This window comes from Lihuaxuella thermophila, assembly GCF_900110165.1.
Classification (GTDB): domain Bacteria; phylum Bacillota; class Bacilli; order Thermoactinomycetales; family Thermoactinomycetaceae; genus Lihuaxuella; species Lihuaxuella thermophila.
Map to the genome: position 1 here is coordinate 30,734 of NZ_FOCQ01000018.1, position 16,109 is coordinate 46,842.

Sequence of the window (16,109 nt, forward strand, 5' to 3'; positions counted from 1 at the left end):
TTATAAAAAATATGAAATAAACATACAACAAATATAATTCATTCACAAATCACGCAAGATAGTTATCTTTATGATGCAAAATTTTTTGCGCATTTGTATGATTCTTCAGATATAATAGATTAATAACAGGGAGATTAAGGTGATAGGCAAATGAGCAAAAAGTTGGTGGACTGGTCCGCGCAGTTTGAATGGATTTTAAATATGATCAATGTGGGTGTTCATATTGTTGACCGTCAGGGAGTGACCGTGTTTTACAACGAGATGATGGCCGACATCGACGGACTGAGCCGTGAACAAGTGCTCGGCAAAAATATTTTCGAGGTTTACCCTTCCCTGACCGATGAAACCAGCACACTCCATCTCGCTTTGCAAAAGGGAAAGCAAATTGTCGACAAAATCCAAACTTATGTGAACAAACAAGGCAAACAAATCACTTCGATCAACAGCACGTATCCGCTGATCGAAGACGGGCAAATCATCGGGGCGGTGGAGATCGCCAAGGACATCACGAAAATCATGAGCTTATACGATCAAGTCCTGGATTTGCGCAAGCAGCTCCTGGAATCCAAGCAAAAAGACAAGTCCCCGGCCGGAACGGCTGATTTTCACTTCAGTGATTTGATCGGGAAAAACAAGAGGTTTAGACAGGCGCTGTCCATCGCCAAGAAAGCCGCCCGCACCCCGTCCCCGGTGCTGATCTACGGGCCGACAGGAACCGGTAAGGAATTGGTTGCCCAAAGCATACACAATGCCAGCCTCCAGCGTGAGGGGCCGTTTATTGCCCAGAATTGCGCGGCTGTTCCCAAAGAGCTGATGGAAGGTCTTCTGTTTGGCACAACCAAAGGAGCGTTTACCGGGTCGATTGACCGTCCGGGCATCTTTGAACAGGCGGATGGCGGAACCCTGTTTCTCGATGAACTGAGCAGCTTGGAGCTTCCTTTGCAGGCGAAGCTGCTCCGGGTGCTTCAGGACGGGAAGATCAGGCGGATCGGGGGAATGACGGAGAAAGAAGTAAATGTGAGAATTATTGCCGCCATGAATATCCATCCACAGGAGGCCATGGAAAAAGGAATTTTGCGCTCTGATTTATATTACCGGTTAAATGTTGTGCATATCGAATTGCCTCCACTCGCAGAACGAAAAGACGATATCCCGCTACTGGCGGATCATTTCATCCAAAAGTTTAATGACACCTTTGGCACCCAGGTGGAGGAGATCAGCGAGAGAGCGCTTGAGCGATTGTACTATTATGATTGGCCGGGAAATATCCGTGAGTTGCGCCATGCGATCGAATCCGCCTTTAATCTGATCGATCCGGACTGCGAGATCCTGGACGAGCATCATTTCCCGCCCCATGTCATGGATGCTTCGGAGGGAAAGTTGCCTGAACAAAACAGATTTAAGCCTGAAAACGGCAATATCAACCTCCCCGACCTGCTGGAAGAATTTGAACGGGGGACGATTATGGATGTGTTGGAGGAATGCAAAGGAAATATCAGCAAAACGGCCGAATTGCTCGGGTTGAAGAGACAGGCACTCCAGTATAAGTTGAACAAATACGGGATCAACAGGGATTCGTAATCGCAAGAAAAATGGCAGTCACCAGAAAAAAGTGCCAAATTTTCGGCATCTGCCCGCAAAAAAGAGAGGCTCCCCTCTTCTCATTGTTGCGGGAAAAAAGGCTTGAGAACAGCAAAAGCCGGCCCTTTTTCTCTTTCTCTTCCCCGGTTGGCATGAATCTTGCGTTATATACAGGTGACTGCAAACAAGGAGAATGAAAATCCGGGGAGGAGATCAGATGAGCATCACGGAGAAGGATGTAATGAAATCGAAATATTCGGGCCAACGCCGTCACTACCGGGAGATTGAGCTGTGGAAAGATGTGACGGATGAACAGTGGAATGACTGGCTGTGGCAGTTAACCCACACCATCCGCACGGTGGAAGATTTGAAAAAAGTCGTCAATCTCACACCGGAAGAAGAAGAAGGGGTTCGCATTTCGACCCAAACCATCCCCTTGAACATCACCCCTTATTATGCGTCCCTGATGAATCCGGATGATCCGCGATGCCCGATCCGGATGCAATCGGTACCCGTTTCCGCCGAAATTTTAAAAACGAAATACGATCTGGAGGACCCGCTTCATGAAGATGAGGATTCCCCCGTCGCGGGCTTAACCCATCGCTATCCGGACCGGGTGCTGTTCCTCGTCACCAACCAGTGTTCCATGTATTGCCGATATTGTACGCGCCGCCGTTTCTCCGGGCAAATCGGCATGGGCGTTCCCAAAAAGCAATTGGATGCGGCGATTCAATATATCAGGGAAACTCCGGAAGTCCGCGATGTCTTGATTTCCGGAGGGGACGGACTCCTGATCAATGACACCATTTTGGAATATGTACTCAAAAACCTGCGTGAAATTCCGCATGTCGAAATAATCCGGATCGGAACGAGAGCCCCTGTGGTCTTCCCGCAACGAATCACCGAAAACCTGTGCAATATATTGAAAAAGTATCATCCGATCTGGTTAAATACCCACTTCAACCATCCGCTGGAAATTACTGAAGAAGCGAAACAAGCCTGTGACATGCTGTCGATGGCGGGCGTTCCCCTGGGGAACCAGGCGGTCATCCTGGCCGGAATCAATGACAGCACACGCATCATGAAAAAACTGATGCACGAACTGGTCAAAATCCGCGTACGCCCTTATTACATCTACCAGTGCGACCTGTCTGAGGGGATCGGCCACTTCCGCGCCCCCGTATCCAAGGGATTGGAAATTATCGAAGCTCTGCGCGGCCATACTTCCGGTTACTGTGTTCCCACCTTTGTGGTCGACGCTCCCGGAGGAGGAGGAAAAATCGCCCTTTCCCCCAACTATCTGATTTCGCAAAGCCCGGACAAAGTGGTGCTCAGAAACTATGAAGGCGTGATCACCTCCTATCCGGAACCGAAAAACTATGTTCCCGGCCGCGCGGACGAATATTTTAACGAAGTGTACGGTATCGAAGAGGAGAAATCAGTCGGGATCACCTCCCTCTTAAATGACGAGCAATTCAACCTGGTGCCCGAAGGGCTGAGCCGTTTGAATAAACGCAAAAAATACCAGGAGGATCAACACCACACTTCCTTGAAAGACCGGCGCGAGCAACGGGACAAAATGAAAGCCAAACTGATGAAAAATCAGGAGAAAAAAGCGCAGTCATCCGCGAAGTGAACGTCCGGAGCAATATTTTTTCAAAAAGGAGAATCCCCATGGAATGCGTATGGTGCGGTAAGGATCAGATTGAGGAAAGCAAGCAGGATTGTTATTGGGTCTTGCCGGACGGAAAAAGGTCAGTTCAAATCAGGCAAATCCCCGCTGTCCATTGCGAAAGCTGCGGTTTATACATTACGGAAGAGATGAACCAAAAGGTGGAAGAGCTTCTCTATCTCAGCGAGCTGTCCCAACTTCCCGACACATTCACCTATGAAGAACTGGTGAACGCGCCGAAGATCCAACTGTTTAAAATCAAGTAAGGAAAATGAAAAAAGAGTACCTGTTTTCCGGTACTCTTTTTTCTCAGGAGGTGTGGTACGTGACGTTGTCGATGAACGTTGCCGTCAAGCAAATGGAGAGCGGTAATGACTTTACAATGGAAGTTTGTCTGGATGCCCCCAATAAGCGGTTGCGTGTGGATGATTACCGGGGTAACACCCGCTCGATCATGAAACGCATCGAGGAGTTGGCCAGACGTTATTCGTTCACCAAAGTGTTTGTCAAAAGCAGGCAAGAAGACTGGCAGTCTTTTTTAGCCGGAGGTTACATCCTGGAAGGCGTGTTTAAGGGATATTTTAACGGCAGCGATGCCTACAGCATGGCTCTGTACTTCGATCATGAACGGAGAACGAGTGACTACTGGCTGGAAGAAGACGCCATTCTCAAAGAAGTGCAGGCTCTCCCCTTAAAACCGGACATACCGGAGCTTCCCAAAGGATACCACAAACGCCCGGGAACCATAGACGACGCCGGACAGCTTGCCTCCTTATACGGCAAGGTATTTCAAACCTATCCGACACCGATGAACCGGGAAGAGTATGTAAAAAAAGTGATGGAAGAGGGAACTCTCTTCTATGTGATTGAACAGGAAGGCCAAATTGTCAGCGCCGCTTCCGCAGAAGTGAACACGGTCTATCATCATGCGGAAATGACCGATTGTGCCACGCTGCCGGAACACCGCAAACACGGCTTTATGAAAATATTGATTCACGCCCTTGAGGCTGAACTCATTCAAAGGAAGATTTTTTGCGCTTATTCCCTTGCGCGTTCTCTTTCCTTTGGCATGAATGCGGTGTTTCACCAGCTGGGCTACGAGTATGCGGGGAGGCTGATAAAAAATTGCAATATCTACGACAAGTTTGAGGATATGAGCCTGTGGGTGAAAAAGCTGGCTTAAAAAAGGAGGCGACGAAATGACTCGTTGCCTCCTTTTTTCTCCTTAACTTTTCTGGTTTACCGCTTGAACCGGCTCGGGTTTCACATCGGATACCGGCTTTTTTCCGCGATTTTTCAAATAATAGATCAGATAACATCCGGCGATAAACGGGATTCCTGCATAGAGGGCCATCCTTTGATCCGGAACAAAAGCCAGACTGATCAGGGTGAGAAAACACAAGATAAAGGCGAGTATGGGAACAACCGGATAAAGAGGGGTGCGAAACTTCAAATCTTCCGGTTTACCTCCCCCTTCGAGAAAGCGCTTGCGAAACATCAATTGCGATCCGGCAATACTCAGCCAAATCACCATTCCGGCCATCCCCGAAATCGACAACAACCATAAGTAAACGGTATCTTCAGCGACTACACTGGAGAGAAGGGATAAGCAAGCCACTCCGAGAGTCACCAGCAACGCAGGCAGGGGAACGCCTTTCCTGGTTAATTTGCCTAAAAAGGGACTTGCCATCCCGTTGCGGGAGAGGGACCAAAGCATCCGGGCGGACGCGTAAAGACCCGAATTGCCTACGGACAAAACAGCAGTGAGAATCACAAAGTTCATCAAATCAGCCGCATATGGAATGCCGATGCTTTCAAATACAGCCACAAACGGGCTTTCAATGACCCCCGCCTGCCTCCAGGGAATCAACCCGACCAGCACAAACATAGACAAAATAAAGAAAAACAGAGTCCTCCACACGGTATTATGGATCGCTTTCGGAATGGTCTTTTCCGGGGTTTCACTCTCCCCTGCGGCAATTCCGATGAGTTCGGTTCCCTGAAAAGAAAAGTTGACGGTAATCATCATCAGGAGGACTGCCGTCAAACCATTGGGAAAAAGGCCGCCGTCACCGGTAAAGTGAGAAAACATGGGCGCAGGTTTTTCTCCCATGCTGATCAGCCCGAACATAGCTGAACCGCCGATCAGGATAAACAGCAGAATCGTAATTACCTTGATGCCGGCAAACCAGAACTCCGCTTCCGCAAAACTGCGGGCCGACAGCGCGTTGAGCAGGAACAGGATCGCTGCGAAAATGCTGCACCACACCCAGATCGGAACATCGGGAAACCATCTTTTCATCAGCATCCCTGCGGCCGTGAATTCCACACCCACCGTCACCGCCCAGTTTAACCAATACATCCAGCCAACCGTAAATCCGGTGGCAGGACCGATAAATTTCGTGGCATATGTTTGAAATGATCCGGCTTCCGGCATCGCTACCGCTAATTCTCCCAGACATAGCATGACCAAATACATAATCAGGCCGCCAACCAGGTAAGCTAGAATCGCCCCTCCCGGGCCCGCCTGGCTGATCGTGTAGCCCGAACCCAAAAAAAGCCCTGTGCCGATGACTCCGCCAAGCGAAATCATAAACAGATGCCTGCTTTTCATGGAGCGTTGCAATTGTTGATGATCTTTGCCGTCCGTTTGTGTCACAGCAGAGTACCTCCTTTTCCCGTTCTGGATGTAGTAACAAGCAAGTCTCATGCCAAATTTTAAAATATTATAAAAACAGGATTCATGCCCTCTCCATCGTAGCAAGGAGCAAAAATACTGGCATATGATCAGGGATTTGGCCGCAAAATTTTTGTCACGGATTCAACAGCCGTGTTCTTCCGGACAGGATGTATAGGGTGATTCTTTCTCTACAAAAATCATTCCGTCTAAACGAAGGGAGATCAGGATCCGTGAGACATCTAACAGCGCTGCTTCTGAAGTTTGTCACCACCACCGCCGTTTTGTAACTGATTCTCGGTTTATTTTTCCGGGTTTCTTGGTCAGCCGTAAGAACCGGGATGTGGTTGATCCACCGGAATTCCCCAATCGGCAACCCTTTTTTCATCCGCCTTATTCTCATAAGCAGCTCCTTCCCCAAAGAAAACAACACTCGCCAGCTGTGGGGGCTGGCGAGTGTTGTTTTTCCGCACTCCTCCGATTTCAACCTATTTTTTCGCCATCAAATACATAAAATAGGGAGCACCGATGATTGTAACGACAATTCCGGCGGGAATGCCGCTTGGGTCTAGTAAGACCCTTCCAATGGTGTCTGCACCAAGGAGCAAAATGGCTCCGATCATGGCCGCAATAGGAAGGAATCCCTGATGTCGGGGTCCTACCAAGAGTCTGGCGATATGCGGTGCCATCAGTCCGATAAAGGCAATGCCGCCGGAAACCGATACTGAGGCGGAAGAAAGGGCCACTGCGATAAAAATAAGGATTCGCCGCTCTCTCTCAACATTGACTCCCAAACCGACTGTTACATGTTCATGCAGATTCAAAACGTTCAACACATGCGACTTGGCAAACACCACAGGGAGGAGTAAACAAATCCAAGGGAGTAAAGCCAGAACAAATGTCCAATCATCTCCCCAGATTCTCCCTGCCATCCAGTTGGCAAAAAAATCATATTGCTCTCGTTCCAAACGAGTCGACAGGATTAAAATAGCGCCATTGATGGCCGCCGCCATCCCGACACCTATTAAAACGAGTCGCGTCGGCTCAACACCTTCCCCTTTTTTAAAGGCCATCATGTAAATGACTGCGGACGTTAACAATCCCCCGATGAACGCAAAAAGGGGAAGGACATATAAAAAATTTGTCGATTCAATGGTAAAAAAGTTAACATAAACAACAATCATTAACCCTGCGCCTGCATTAATTCCTAAAATCCCCGGGTCTGAAAGCGGGTTTCTGGTAATACTTTGCAAAATTGCACCGGAAACAGCCAGTCCTATACCAGCCAGAATCGTAATCATAATTCTGGGCAGCCGGAAGCCAAATAAAATTAAATTTTCCTTGCTCGTACCATTCCCTAAAATGGTACGCCCCAATTGAGCAGGAGATAAAGACACATATCCGGTGGCTACACTTATCACAAAAATCGCCAGCAGCAAAATCAAAGCGAATATCATGGTGAGCCGAACTCTTTTCAGCTGATCTGACAGGATCATGCTACTTTTCTTCCTCCCTTCCGTGCGAGATAGAGGAAGAAAGGAACGCCGACCATGGATACGATTGCACCCATCGGGGTTTCATATGGAGCATTTACCATTCTCGCCGCTGTGTCGGCAAGAACCATTAATACACTCCCACATATGGCTGAACACGGAATAATCCAGCGATAATCCGTTCCAACCAGAAAACGGACAACGTGAGGAACCATCAAGCCGACAAACGCAATGGAACCGACCAATGAAACGGCAGTTCCGGCAAGGATCAGCACAACCGTCATAAGAATCCCTTTTGTCAATAAAGTACGCTGTCCCAACCCTTTGGCCAATTCTTCACCAAAACTGAGAATGGTTAACTCTTTGGAAAGCATGATGGCGATCAAAATTCCTACACCAATGACCGGAGAAATAAGCTTCAGTTGGAGCCAGTTTGTGCCCGAAACACCTCCGGCGATCCAAAATGCAAGATCCTGGGATAGTTTATAATATATGGCCATCCCTTCCCCTAAAGCTGATAATAATGCCGAGACCGCTGCACCGGCCAGGGTAATCCTGATGGGAGACATTCCTCCCCGCCTCAAAGACCCGAGGCCAAATACCATTACGGCTCCTATTCCGGCACCAATAAATGAAACGAACATGAGTGATAAATAGGATGGACTCGAGTGGAAAGCAAACACACAAGCAAGAGCCAGACTTGCCCCGGCGTTCAAACCAAGCAAACCGGGATCTGCGAGCGGATTTCTTGTTATTCCCTGCATAATGGCCCCGCTGACTGCAAAAGCAGCCCCAACGACGGCTGCTCCCAGTTCCCTTGGCAGCCTGAGGCTGACGATAATCTGATCTGCTTCCCTCGTAGAATCATAGTTAAAAATGGATCTCCACACGGTCAGAAAATCAATATTGGCAGCCCCTACAGAGATCGCCAACACAATACTGCCCATAAGAAGTATGAATCCCAAAGCCAAGATCGACGTGCCAATGGCCGGTCGGGAATCCGCTTTACTCTCTTTTAACTGACTGTTTCTCATCATCATCATACGGTGTAGTCCTTTTTAATAAGCTCAAAAATTATTTTTTAGTCAGTGCTTGTACGATAAATTCCATCTCTTTTTCCAGTGAGATCGGGTCATTATAATAGAAAGAATTTGAATCAAATTTAATGACCTGGTTCTTCTGTACTGCTGGTATCCCTTTCCATACATCTGTTTCCATAAAGGAATTATTCCCGGCTCCTACACCAACAAAAATGTAATCACCTGCGTACTGCGGAATCATCTCGGTTGAGATCGCTTTATATCCACGTCCAAATACATCTTGTTTCACCTTTTCAGGCGCCTTAATGCCAAGAGCCTGATAGATGACCTCAGTTCCACGTCCCCAGTTTTTACCATAGATATACATCTCTTTTCCGTATGATTCAAGAACGAGAGCGGTAGCATCCTTGCCAATTGCTTCTTGCACCTTTTTTCTCGCAGCTTCCGCTTTCTTTTTCCACTCCTCCACCCACGCTCTTGCTTCCTTTTCTTTACCAACGATTTTTCCTATTTCAATGTGCTGTTCCAGATAGTTATATTTTTCATATGTTAAAACAACAGTTGGAGCAATCTCGGAGTATTTCTTTATATTTTTATCGGTCGAGAACGTGATGATCAGATCCGGGTTTAATTCCACGAGCTTCTCTAATGAATCTGGTGTTACGACCTCTACATCATCCAACTTGCCTTCATAGAACTTATTCGGGATCTTCTTCTGCCATTCGTTTACAGCAATTGGTTTAATTCCGAGTTTGAGCAGATTTCCTGAATAGGTCGCTGCAAGCACGGCAATTCTTTTGGGATTGGCCGGCACTTCAATATCACCATTTTCGGAGTGGTAAATCCTCGTTTTTGCCGAAGAATTAGATGTGGTGCCGGAGTTGGATATTTGGCTCGTTTGATTTGCACACGCCGCCAACAAGCCAACTAGAAGAACCGCAATCAAACTTAGAAACATATGTTTTTTGTTCGTTTTCATAGCTTCTCATCTCCAACATATGTAATTATGAAAAATCTTTATATCGCCATAGCATGAGCCCGGTCGATCAAATCATAAGTGAGGCAGATCGGTTTATTGGTTCTCGGGTCCACGCCGATCTCAGCATCAATATGAAAGACACTTCTAAGAACCTGACGGGTTATTACCTCCTCTGCCGCCCCTTCCTTTATAATCTGACCTTCTTTCATGGCCACAATATGATCAGCAAAACGGGCTGCATGATTTAAATCATGAATCACCATCACAATGGTACGTTTTTCTTTTTCATTCAAGTATTTCAAGAGCTCCAAAATCTCCAGCTGATGGGGTAAATCAAGATATGTTGTCGGCTCATCAAGAAGAATGATATCCGTTTCCTGGGCTAACGCCATTGCGATCCAAACTTTCTGCCTCTGTCCTCCTGAAAGGGTATCCACCTCTTTGTCCCTTAAGGATGAAATGCCGGTTACCTGAAGCGCCCAATCGATGACTTCCAGGTCTTGATCCTTCAGCCTTCCAAACCCCTTTTGATAAGGAAACCTTCCATATGAGACCAATTCCGCAACAGTGAGTCCCTCCGGAGCATCCGGTGACTGGGGCAAAATCGCCATCTTTTGCGCGATTTTTTTGGTAGATTCTTTAGTAATTTCCTTTCCATCCAGAAACACGGTACCGGATTTTGCAGTAAGTATGCGGGCAAGAGTCTTCAAAACGGTGGATTTACCGCAACCATTGGGTCCGATGATGGTAGTGATTTTCTCATCAGGAATGGTTAGGTTTAGATTTTTAACAATCTCATCGTCTCCATAGGCTATTCTCAAATCCTCAGTAAAAAGCCTGGACATGATGTTCCCCCTTTGTATCTCTTCTGACAAATTACACAGAGGCAACGTATTTCTATGTGCTAAAATCTGTGTCTTATCTTTTTGTTCATGGTTCATCCCCGGCTGTCCAACGAGATAACCGAAAATGATTATCAATATCAGTCATATTTTATTTAAAGGGACACTCTGTGTCAATAAGAGTCACCTGCAAGCAGATCATTCCCATTATCATTAGAGCCACCCGGATGACCGGCTTGTATCTTTCCCGCCTCATCTGTAAACATTTTGCCATAAGCGAATCCCGATTCTCGTCCTAGTGCCGGATTGGCTGATTTTGACGCCGAAACCCCCTCTGATCCATGGACAGCGGAAAAGCTTCTTGTTTCATATTTTTTATGAGTTCGATATAATCCAAAGACAGCCTGACTTGGGTTTGTTCGATATTGAATTTTGTCACTTTCCCTTCTAACAGGTTAATTATCTCGATATTTCCCGCAAGACCATTTAAATGATGGTGACAAAATAAAGTAATCATATGCTTGAGCGACTCGATATAAATCGGATGATGATACACGACGTATTTTTTTAATGTGAAGGAGTCGGGTGTCAGGGAAACGACATGAAGATGAAGTTGCAGCCGGACATTAATCTCTTTAATCCAGGTATCTATTTGTTCAAACAGAATAATCGGCGATTCAATATTCCGATCCGCCTGTAAAAATTGCATGAGATGATCCGTTGTGGTTATCAACGTTTTGTAATAATGCTTTTTCGATTCGAACAAACCGGTATCTTTTGTCCACTGTTCCCCTATTAACTCAAGGATTCGAAGGCAGGATCGCCTTTCCACGGGAAGTTGATAATATTTAGCAATCACTCTGCACACGGATTGATGTACAACTTTCAACCAGCTGGGATACATTTGCTTGTAACAGCACGGACAACAAGTTAAGGATGCAATATCTGCCTCAGATAAAAATGAACGATGGCTTATAAGTGAAGTCACTGTCAACCACTTTCTCCTTTTTAAGGTAAGTCGTGAACTCCTTGCCATAATTCCCGCATCAATTTAAGTCATCGCCGGAGGGGCTCCATTCCACCCTTTAACCCGCCCAAAATAATCCCGGCTTTCGATTCCGCCAATGATTTTCATTATCCATTTCAATCCATGTAAATGATAAAAAGCTTTTGAAACGGAACACCTCGTACAGACCTGCCAACCTCCAGCAGAATGGATGATCACATTTGAATGAGAATAATTATCAACGATCACTGTTAGTTTAATTGATATTGATTATCATCGTCAATATCTCTGTCCGATTTTTTATAAGAGTGACTGATTCTACTGATAACATGGCAAGGATAAGTTTCAAAGAAACGAATCATTTGATTAAATCCGGTTGCAAAGGGCATCTATTCTGATTCCTTTCATCACGGGAAATGAACGCGGCTGTGATCACATAGAAAAAGTCTTCCAAACAGAAGGCTTTTTTCTTCATATACTCTTCTCTTCCGCCGATCCCCGCACTCCCCTGTATGTTATAATTATTAACATTTATTGTGAGAATTACATTTTTCTTGCAACCATTTAATCAATATTTATTGTTAGATAAACTAACATAAATGATTGAACCCGATGATCGAATGTGTTTATAATGAGTTTGAGTAATATTCTATGTTAATTAACCTAACATAATTACCGTAATAATGGGTTCGATGGGGTGAGACCAGTCGATTTCGTGAGCTCGTGAACAAGGGCTGGACTCATTCACCGGCGGGGAGGTATGCGATGAAAGGTCAGACATCAGCACTGGTGTTATCCACTGTCTCCATGATTGTCTGTTTTGCGGCATGGTCGGTTTTTCCGCCGATTGCCGGAAAGATCCAGGAATTTTATCAGTTGAGTACGACGGAGAAAAGCATTTTGATTGCCGCCCCGACTCTGTTAGGCTCAGTCATGCGCATCCCGCTTGGGATTTTGACCGATCGCTACGGGGGCAGAAAAGTCTATGTCTTGACGATGTTGTTTCTGATCTTACCGCTCCTCGCAGCGGGGTTTGTCAACTCTTACGGCCCGATGTTGTTGTGTGCGTTTTTGATCGGTATGGCCGGGACAACATTTGCCATTTCGATTACCTATGTTTCCGGGTGGTATCCTCCGCAGAAAAAGGGGTTTATTCTCGGCATTGCCGGGATGGGGAATTTGGGCATAGCCGTGGCAAATCTTACGATCCCAGTCATGTTAAATGAATTCGGAATCTCCTGGGTATTTTGGACCCTCGCCATCGTCACGGCGATGATGGCTCTTATTTTCTGGATGGGAACGAAGGATCTGCCGGTATCGGATCAATCGGAGGGACTGAAGGAATCTTTGTCTGTGGTCAATCGGAAAGAAACCTGGCTTTTATCCCTCTTTTATTTTCTGACCTTCGGGGGATTCGTTTCCTTCAGTATGTATTTGCCCACTTTCTTAAAAGAGCTGTTTCATCTCACGGCTGTGGATGCCGGATTGAAAACAGCCGTTTTCGTCATGATTGCCACATTCATCCGTCCGCTCGGCGGGTATTTATCTGACCGGGTTGGGGCTGAAAAAGTGTTAACCGTTGTATTTAGCGGTATTTTCATTTGTACTTTGTTCATCACTTATTCAACAAACCATTTTGTTGTATTCAGTGTCAGCTGTTTGATCCTGTCCATCCTTCTGGGCACGGGCAATGGGGCGGTTTTCAAGCTGGTACCCGAAGTTTCACCCAAACATACGGGAGCGGTAACGGGCATTGTCAGTGCGGCCGGAGGGATTGGGGGATTTTTCCCGCCTGTCGTCCTCGGAATGATCAAAGATCTGACCGGAGATTATCTGTTAGGTTTTTTATTACTGGTCGGTTTTTCCGTCGTCTGCCTGTGGATGAACCGGAGTCAACTGAGCCGGAGAGAAACCCGTTTCGGTATGCGATAAGGTTTCCTGTTGTTCATGTCAGAGAATGTGGACTTATTGCCCGAACCGATCGGGTCCATGCCAGCGAATGTTGGTTCTCTATTTATAGATGATCTCTTTCAAGGAGTGATCGAAATTGGCAAAACGAAAGCTGGTTTTAGTAGGAAACGGGATGGCCGGTGTCAATTGCATTGAACATATTTTGAAGCTATCCCCCGAATCGTTTGATATCACGATTTTTGGCGCGGAGCCTTATCCCAATTACAACCGGATTCAGCTTTCTTATGTGTTGCAAGGAAACTCCGGCATAAAGGATATTATTTTAAACGACTGGGATTGGTATGAGAAGAACCATATCAAACTTCATGCCGGTCACAAGGTTACGCGCATTGATACGAAAAATAAATGTGTCTATACCGACACCGGTCTCACCGAATACTACGATGATCTGATCTTGGCTACAGGCTCCAATCCATTTATGCTTCCGCTTCCGGGAGCAGATCTGGAAGGAGTCATGGCATACCGGGACATTAAAGATTGCGAGACGATGATTGAAGCATCCAAGAAATACAAGAAAGCGGCTGTCATCGGCGGCGGATTGTTAGGATTAGAAGCTGCGAGAGGATTGTTAAACCTTGGCATGCAAGTGGACGTGGTCCATATATTCCCGAATTTGATGGAACGGCAACTCGATCCGATAGCGGGACAACTGCTGCAAAGAGAACTGGAGAAACAAGGGATGAACTTTCTCCTGGAAAAGCAAACGGAAGCCATTCTCGGACGCAAACGGGTGAAGGGACTCAAGTTTAAAGACGGCTCAAAGATCGAAGCCGATTTGGTGGTCATGGCCGTGGGAATCCGACCGAATGTAGCTTTGGCGAAAGAGAGCAAAATCAAAATCAATCGCGGAATCGTCGTAAATGATTATCTGGAAACCAACATTCCGAATGTTTATGCGGTTGGGGAATGTGCGGAACACCGTGGAATCGTCTACGGTCTAGTCGCTCCCCTATACGAGCAGGGAGCTGTGTTGGCCAAACGGATTTGCGGTGTGAAAACCGAGCCGTATCAGGGATCTGTTGTTTCAACCAAGCTGAAGGTTTCCGGAGTGGATGTTTTCTCCGCGGGAGAATTTATGGATCAGCCGGATACGGTAGCTCTCCGTTATCAGGATGATTTCAACGGGATCTATAAGAAAGTGCTCCTTCGTAACAACAAAGTTGTGGGTGCGGTTTTGTTCGGAGATACGAGCGATGGTGCGCGTTTGTTCCAGATGATCCGTGCCGGCGCAGATGTTTCTGAGGTAAAAGAGATGTTTGCCGGTGCACAAGGCAATCAGAGCCAACCAGCCGTGGCAAGCGTTGCGGACCTTTCAGATGATGAATTGATTTGCGGCTGTAATGGCGTAACCAAAGGAACGATTGTCAAAGCGATTCAGGAACAAGGGTTGGAAACGGTAGAGCAAGTGAAAGGATGTACAGGGGCTTCCCGTTCGTGCGGGGGGTGTAAACCGCTGGTCGAATCCATTTTGCAATACACCCTGGGAGATCAGTTCCAGGCGGTTGAGAAAGAGCCGATTTGTTCATGCACCACGCTCAGCCGGGACGAAGTGGTTGAGGAAATCAGGTCCAAACATCTGACCACAGTCAAGGAAGTCATGCATGTGTTGGATTGGAGCAATAAGGAAGGCTGTTCCAAATGCCGCCCGGCCCTCAACTATTATCTGGGCATGATCTGGCCCGAAGAGCATCAGGATGAACGGGATTCCCGGTTTGTCAATGAACGCCTTCATGCTAATATTCAAAATGATGGCACCTACTCGGTCGTTCCCCGGATTTACGGCGGAGTGACCTCTCCGGAACAGTTGCGCCGGATCGCTGATGTGGCAGAGAAATACCATGCGCGAATGGTCAAAATTACCGGCGGTCAGCGGATCGACTTATTGGGGATTAAAAAAGAGGATCTTCCAAAGGTGTGGGCCGAACTGGAAATGCCATCCGGTTACGCCTACGGAAAAGCACTCCGAACGGTGAAAACCTGTGTCGGAGCGGACTTTTGCCGCTTTGGAACCCAGAATTCGATTCAAATGGGCATCGATATGGAAAAACGCTTTGAACGTCTCTGGACCCCGCACAAGGTGAAAATGGCCGTATCCGCCTGCCCGCGAAACTGTGCCGAATCCGGGATCAAGGATGTCGGAGTTGTCGGAGTGGACGGCGGCTGGGAAATCTATGTCGGCGGCAATGGCGGTGTTCAATTGCGGGCCGCTGAACTGTTGGTCAAAGTGAAAACGCCCGAAGAAGTACTGGAGTGGTCCGCTGCGTTTTTACAGTATTACCGCGAGTCGGCGAAATATCTGGAGAGAACGTCTCACTGGGTAGAACGCGTCGGGCTGAAAAAGATCAAAGAGGTGCTCAGTGATCCCGAGACGCGCAAATCCTTGATCGAACGGCTGGATCAAGCACTGGCAGTCACCAAAGATCCGTGGAAAGAAGCGATTAAAGACCAGCAGTTGCGTTCGTTGTTTGAAAAAGTCAACATTCCAAACACGATCGGAAACTAAATCCGTACATCACAGCTGAGGACAGGAGGATCTGACATGTACCGGATCAAAGTGGCCGTCATCACGGAGCTTCAGGAAAAGATCGGCAAAACGGTGGAAGTGGACGGGCAGGAGATCGCTCTGTTTCGCCTGTCTGACGGAAAAATCCGGGCAGTGGAAAACCGCTGCCCCCATAAAGGTGGAACCCTGTCGGAAGGAATCGTTTCCGGTGAATATGTTTTTTGTCCCTTGCATGATTGGAAGATTTGCCTCAATGACGGGCTCGTCCAGGCTCCGGATACGGGATGTGTGAAGACGTATGAAGTGATGGTGGAAGGCCAAGATGTTTACATCCGTGTTTAATCC

General features: G+C 47.0%; 14 protein-coding genes. 7 read left to right on the forward strand and 7 right to left on the reverse strand.

Annotated features, from left to right (window positions below):
- The first annotated feature begins 150 nt into the window (after positions 1-150).
- The 4 genes from BMW55_RS16715 (at position 151) to ablB (ending at position 4,436) form a co-directional block, all read left to right on the forward strand.
- Positions 151-1,581, forward strand: coding sequence for a sigma-54 interaction domain-containing protein (locus tag BMW55_RS16715; RefSeq protein WP_089972271.1), 1,431 nt, complete (start codon positions 151-153; stop codon positions 1,579-1,581).
- A 241-nt stretch (positions 1,582-1,822) separates the two neighbouring features.
- A complete protein-coding gene (kamA, locus tag BMW55_RS16725) occupies positions 1,823-3,217 on the forward strand; it encodes a lysine 2,3-aminomutase (RefSeq protein ID WP_089972408.1) in 1,395 nt (464 codons plus the stop codon).
- Positions 3,218-3,255: 38 nt separating this feature from the next.
- Positions 3,256-3,519, forward strand: coding sequence for a YokU family protein (locus tag BMW55_RS16730; protein WP_089972280.1), 264 nt, complete (start codon positions 3,256-3,258; stop codon positions 3,517-3,519).
- Positions 3,520-3,590: 71 nt separating this feature from the next.
- Complete coding sequence (ablB, locus tag BMW55_RS16735; protein ID WP_170839994.1) at positions 3,591-4,436, forward strand: putative beta-lysine N-acetyltransferase; 846 nt, start codon at positions 3,591-3,593, stop codon at positions 4,434-4,436.
- Between the two features lie 42 nt (positions 4,437-4,478).
- On the opposite strand, the gene BMW55_RS16740 is transcribed toward ablB, so the two are convergent.
- From BMW55_RS16740 to BMW55_RS16770, 7 genes are all read right to left on the reverse strand, one after another.
- Positions 4,479-5,867, reverse strand: coding sequence for an amino acid permease (locus BMW55_RS16740; protein ID WP_244527612.1), 1,389 nt, complete (start codon positions 5,865-5,867; stop codon positions 4,479-4,481).
- Positions 5,868-6,253: 386 nt separating this feature from the next.
- On the reverse strand, positions 6,254-6,403 hold the full coding sequence (locus tag BMW55_RS19535; RefSeq protein ID WP_170839993.1) for a hypothetical protein: 150 nt from the start codon (positions 6,401-6,403) through the stop codon (positions 6,254-6,256).
- Between the two features lie 15 nt (positions 6,404-6,418).
- Positions 6,419-7,423, reverse strand: coding sequence for a FecCD family ABC transporter permease (locus BMW55_RS16750; RefSeq protein WP_170839995.1), 1,005 nt, complete (start codon positions 7,421-7,423; stop codon positions 6,419-6,421).
- Entirely contained in the window at positions 7,423-8,466 is a 1,044-nt protein-coding gene (locus BMW55_RS16755; RefSeq protein WP_425283878.1) for a FecCD family ABC transporter permease, read from the reverse strand. Before BMW55_RS16755 ends, BMW55_RS16750 begins: the two co-directional genes overlap by 1 nt.
- A gap of 31 nt (positions 8,467-8,497) precedes the next feature.
- Positions 8,498-9,442 carry an iron-hydroxamate ABC transporter substrate-binding protein gene (locus BMW55_RS16760; RefSeq protein ID WP_244527610.1) on the reverse strand — a complete coding sequence of 315 codons (945 nt, stop codon included), beginning with the start codon at positions 9,440-9,442 and terminating at the stop codon, positions 8,498-8,500.
- A gap of 38 nt (positions 9,443-9,480) precedes the next feature.
- Positions 9,481-10,287, reverse strand: a complete 807-nt coding sequence (locus BMW55_RS16765; protein WP_089972304.1) for an ABC transporter ATP-binding protein — start codon at positions 10,285-10,287, stop codon at positions 9,481-9,483.
- A 292-nt stretch (positions 10,288-10,579) separates the two neighbouring features.
- The gene (locus BMW55_RS16770; RefSeq protein WP_089972308.1) at positions 10,580-11,050 is read right to left on the reverse strand and encodes a hypothetical protein; all 471 of its coding nucleotides are present in this window, start codon (positions 11,048-11,050) and stop codon (positions 10,580-10,582) included.
- 1,005 nt (positions 11,051-12,055) lie between these two features.
- On the opposite strand from BMW55_RS16770, the gene BMW55_RS16775 reads away from it, so the two are divergent.
- The 3 genes from BMW55_RS16775 to nirD all read left to right on the forward strand — a co-directional run bounded on the left by BMW55_RS16775 (position 12,056) and on the right by nirD (position 16,106).
- Entirely contained in the window at positions 12,056-13,222 is a 1,167-nt protein-coding gene (locus tag BMW55_RS16775; protein ID WP_089972312.1) for an MFS transporter, read from the forward strand.
- 115 nt (positions 13,223-13,337) lie between these two features.
- Positions 13,338-15,764: a nitrite reductase large subunit NirB gene (nirB, locus tag BMW55_RS16780; RefSeq protein WP_089972316.1), complete on the forward strand. Its 2,427-nt coding sequence runs from the start codon at positions 13,338-13,340 to the stop codon at positions 15,762-15,764.
- 36 nt (positions 15,765-15,800) lie between these two features.
- Complete coding sequence (gene nirD, locus BMW55_RS16785; protein WP_089972319.1) at positions 15,801-16,106, forward strand: nitrite reductase small subunit NirD; 306 nt, start codon at positions 15,801-15,803, stop codon at positions 16,104-16,106.
- Positions 16,107-16,109: the final 3 nt, after the last annotated feature.

Excerpts from the sequence above, each read along its gene's own strand:
- BMW55_RS16755 (WP_425283878.1), bottom strand. The coding sequence starts at position 8,466 with ATGATGATGATGAGAAACAGTCAGTTAAAAGAGAGTAAAGCGGATTCC.
- BMW55_RS16715 (WP_089972271.1), top strand. The coding sequence starts at position 151 with ATGAGCAAAAAGTTGGTGGACTGGTCCGCGCAGTTTGAATGGATTTTA.
- BMW55_RS16765 (WP_089972304.1), bottom strand. The coding sequence starts at position 10,287 with ATGTCCAGGCTTTTTACTGAGGATTTGAGAATAGCCTATGGAGACGAT.
- BMW55_RS16740 (WP_244527612.1), bottom strand. The coding sequence starts at position 5,867 with ATGAAAAGCAGGCATCTGTTTATGATTTCGCTTGGCGGAGTCATCGGC.
- ablB (WP_170839994.1), top strand. The coding sequence starts at position 3,591 with ATGAACGTTGCCGTCAAGCAAATGGAGAGCGGTAATGACTTTACAATG.
- BMW55_RS16775 (WP_089972312.1), top strand. The coding sequence starts at position 12,056 with ATGAAAGGTCAGACATCAGCACTGGTGTTATCCACTGTCTCCATGATT.
- BMW55_RS16730 (WP_089972280.1), top strand. The coding sequence starts at position 3,256 with ATGGAATGCGTATGGTGCGGTAAGGATCAGATTGAGGAAAGCAAGCAG.
- BMW55_RS16760 (WP_244527610.1), bottom strand. The coding sequence starts at position 9,442 with ATGAAAACGAACAAAAAACATATGTTTCTAAGTTTGATTGCGGTTCTT.
- kamA (WP_089972408.1), top strand. The coding sequence starts at position 1,823 with ATGAAATCGAAATATTCGGGCCAACGCCGTCACTACCGGGAGATTGAG.
- nirD (WP_089972319.1), top strand. The coding sequence starts at position 15,801 with ATGTACCGGATCAAAGTGGCCGTCATCACGGAGCTTCAGGAAAAGATC.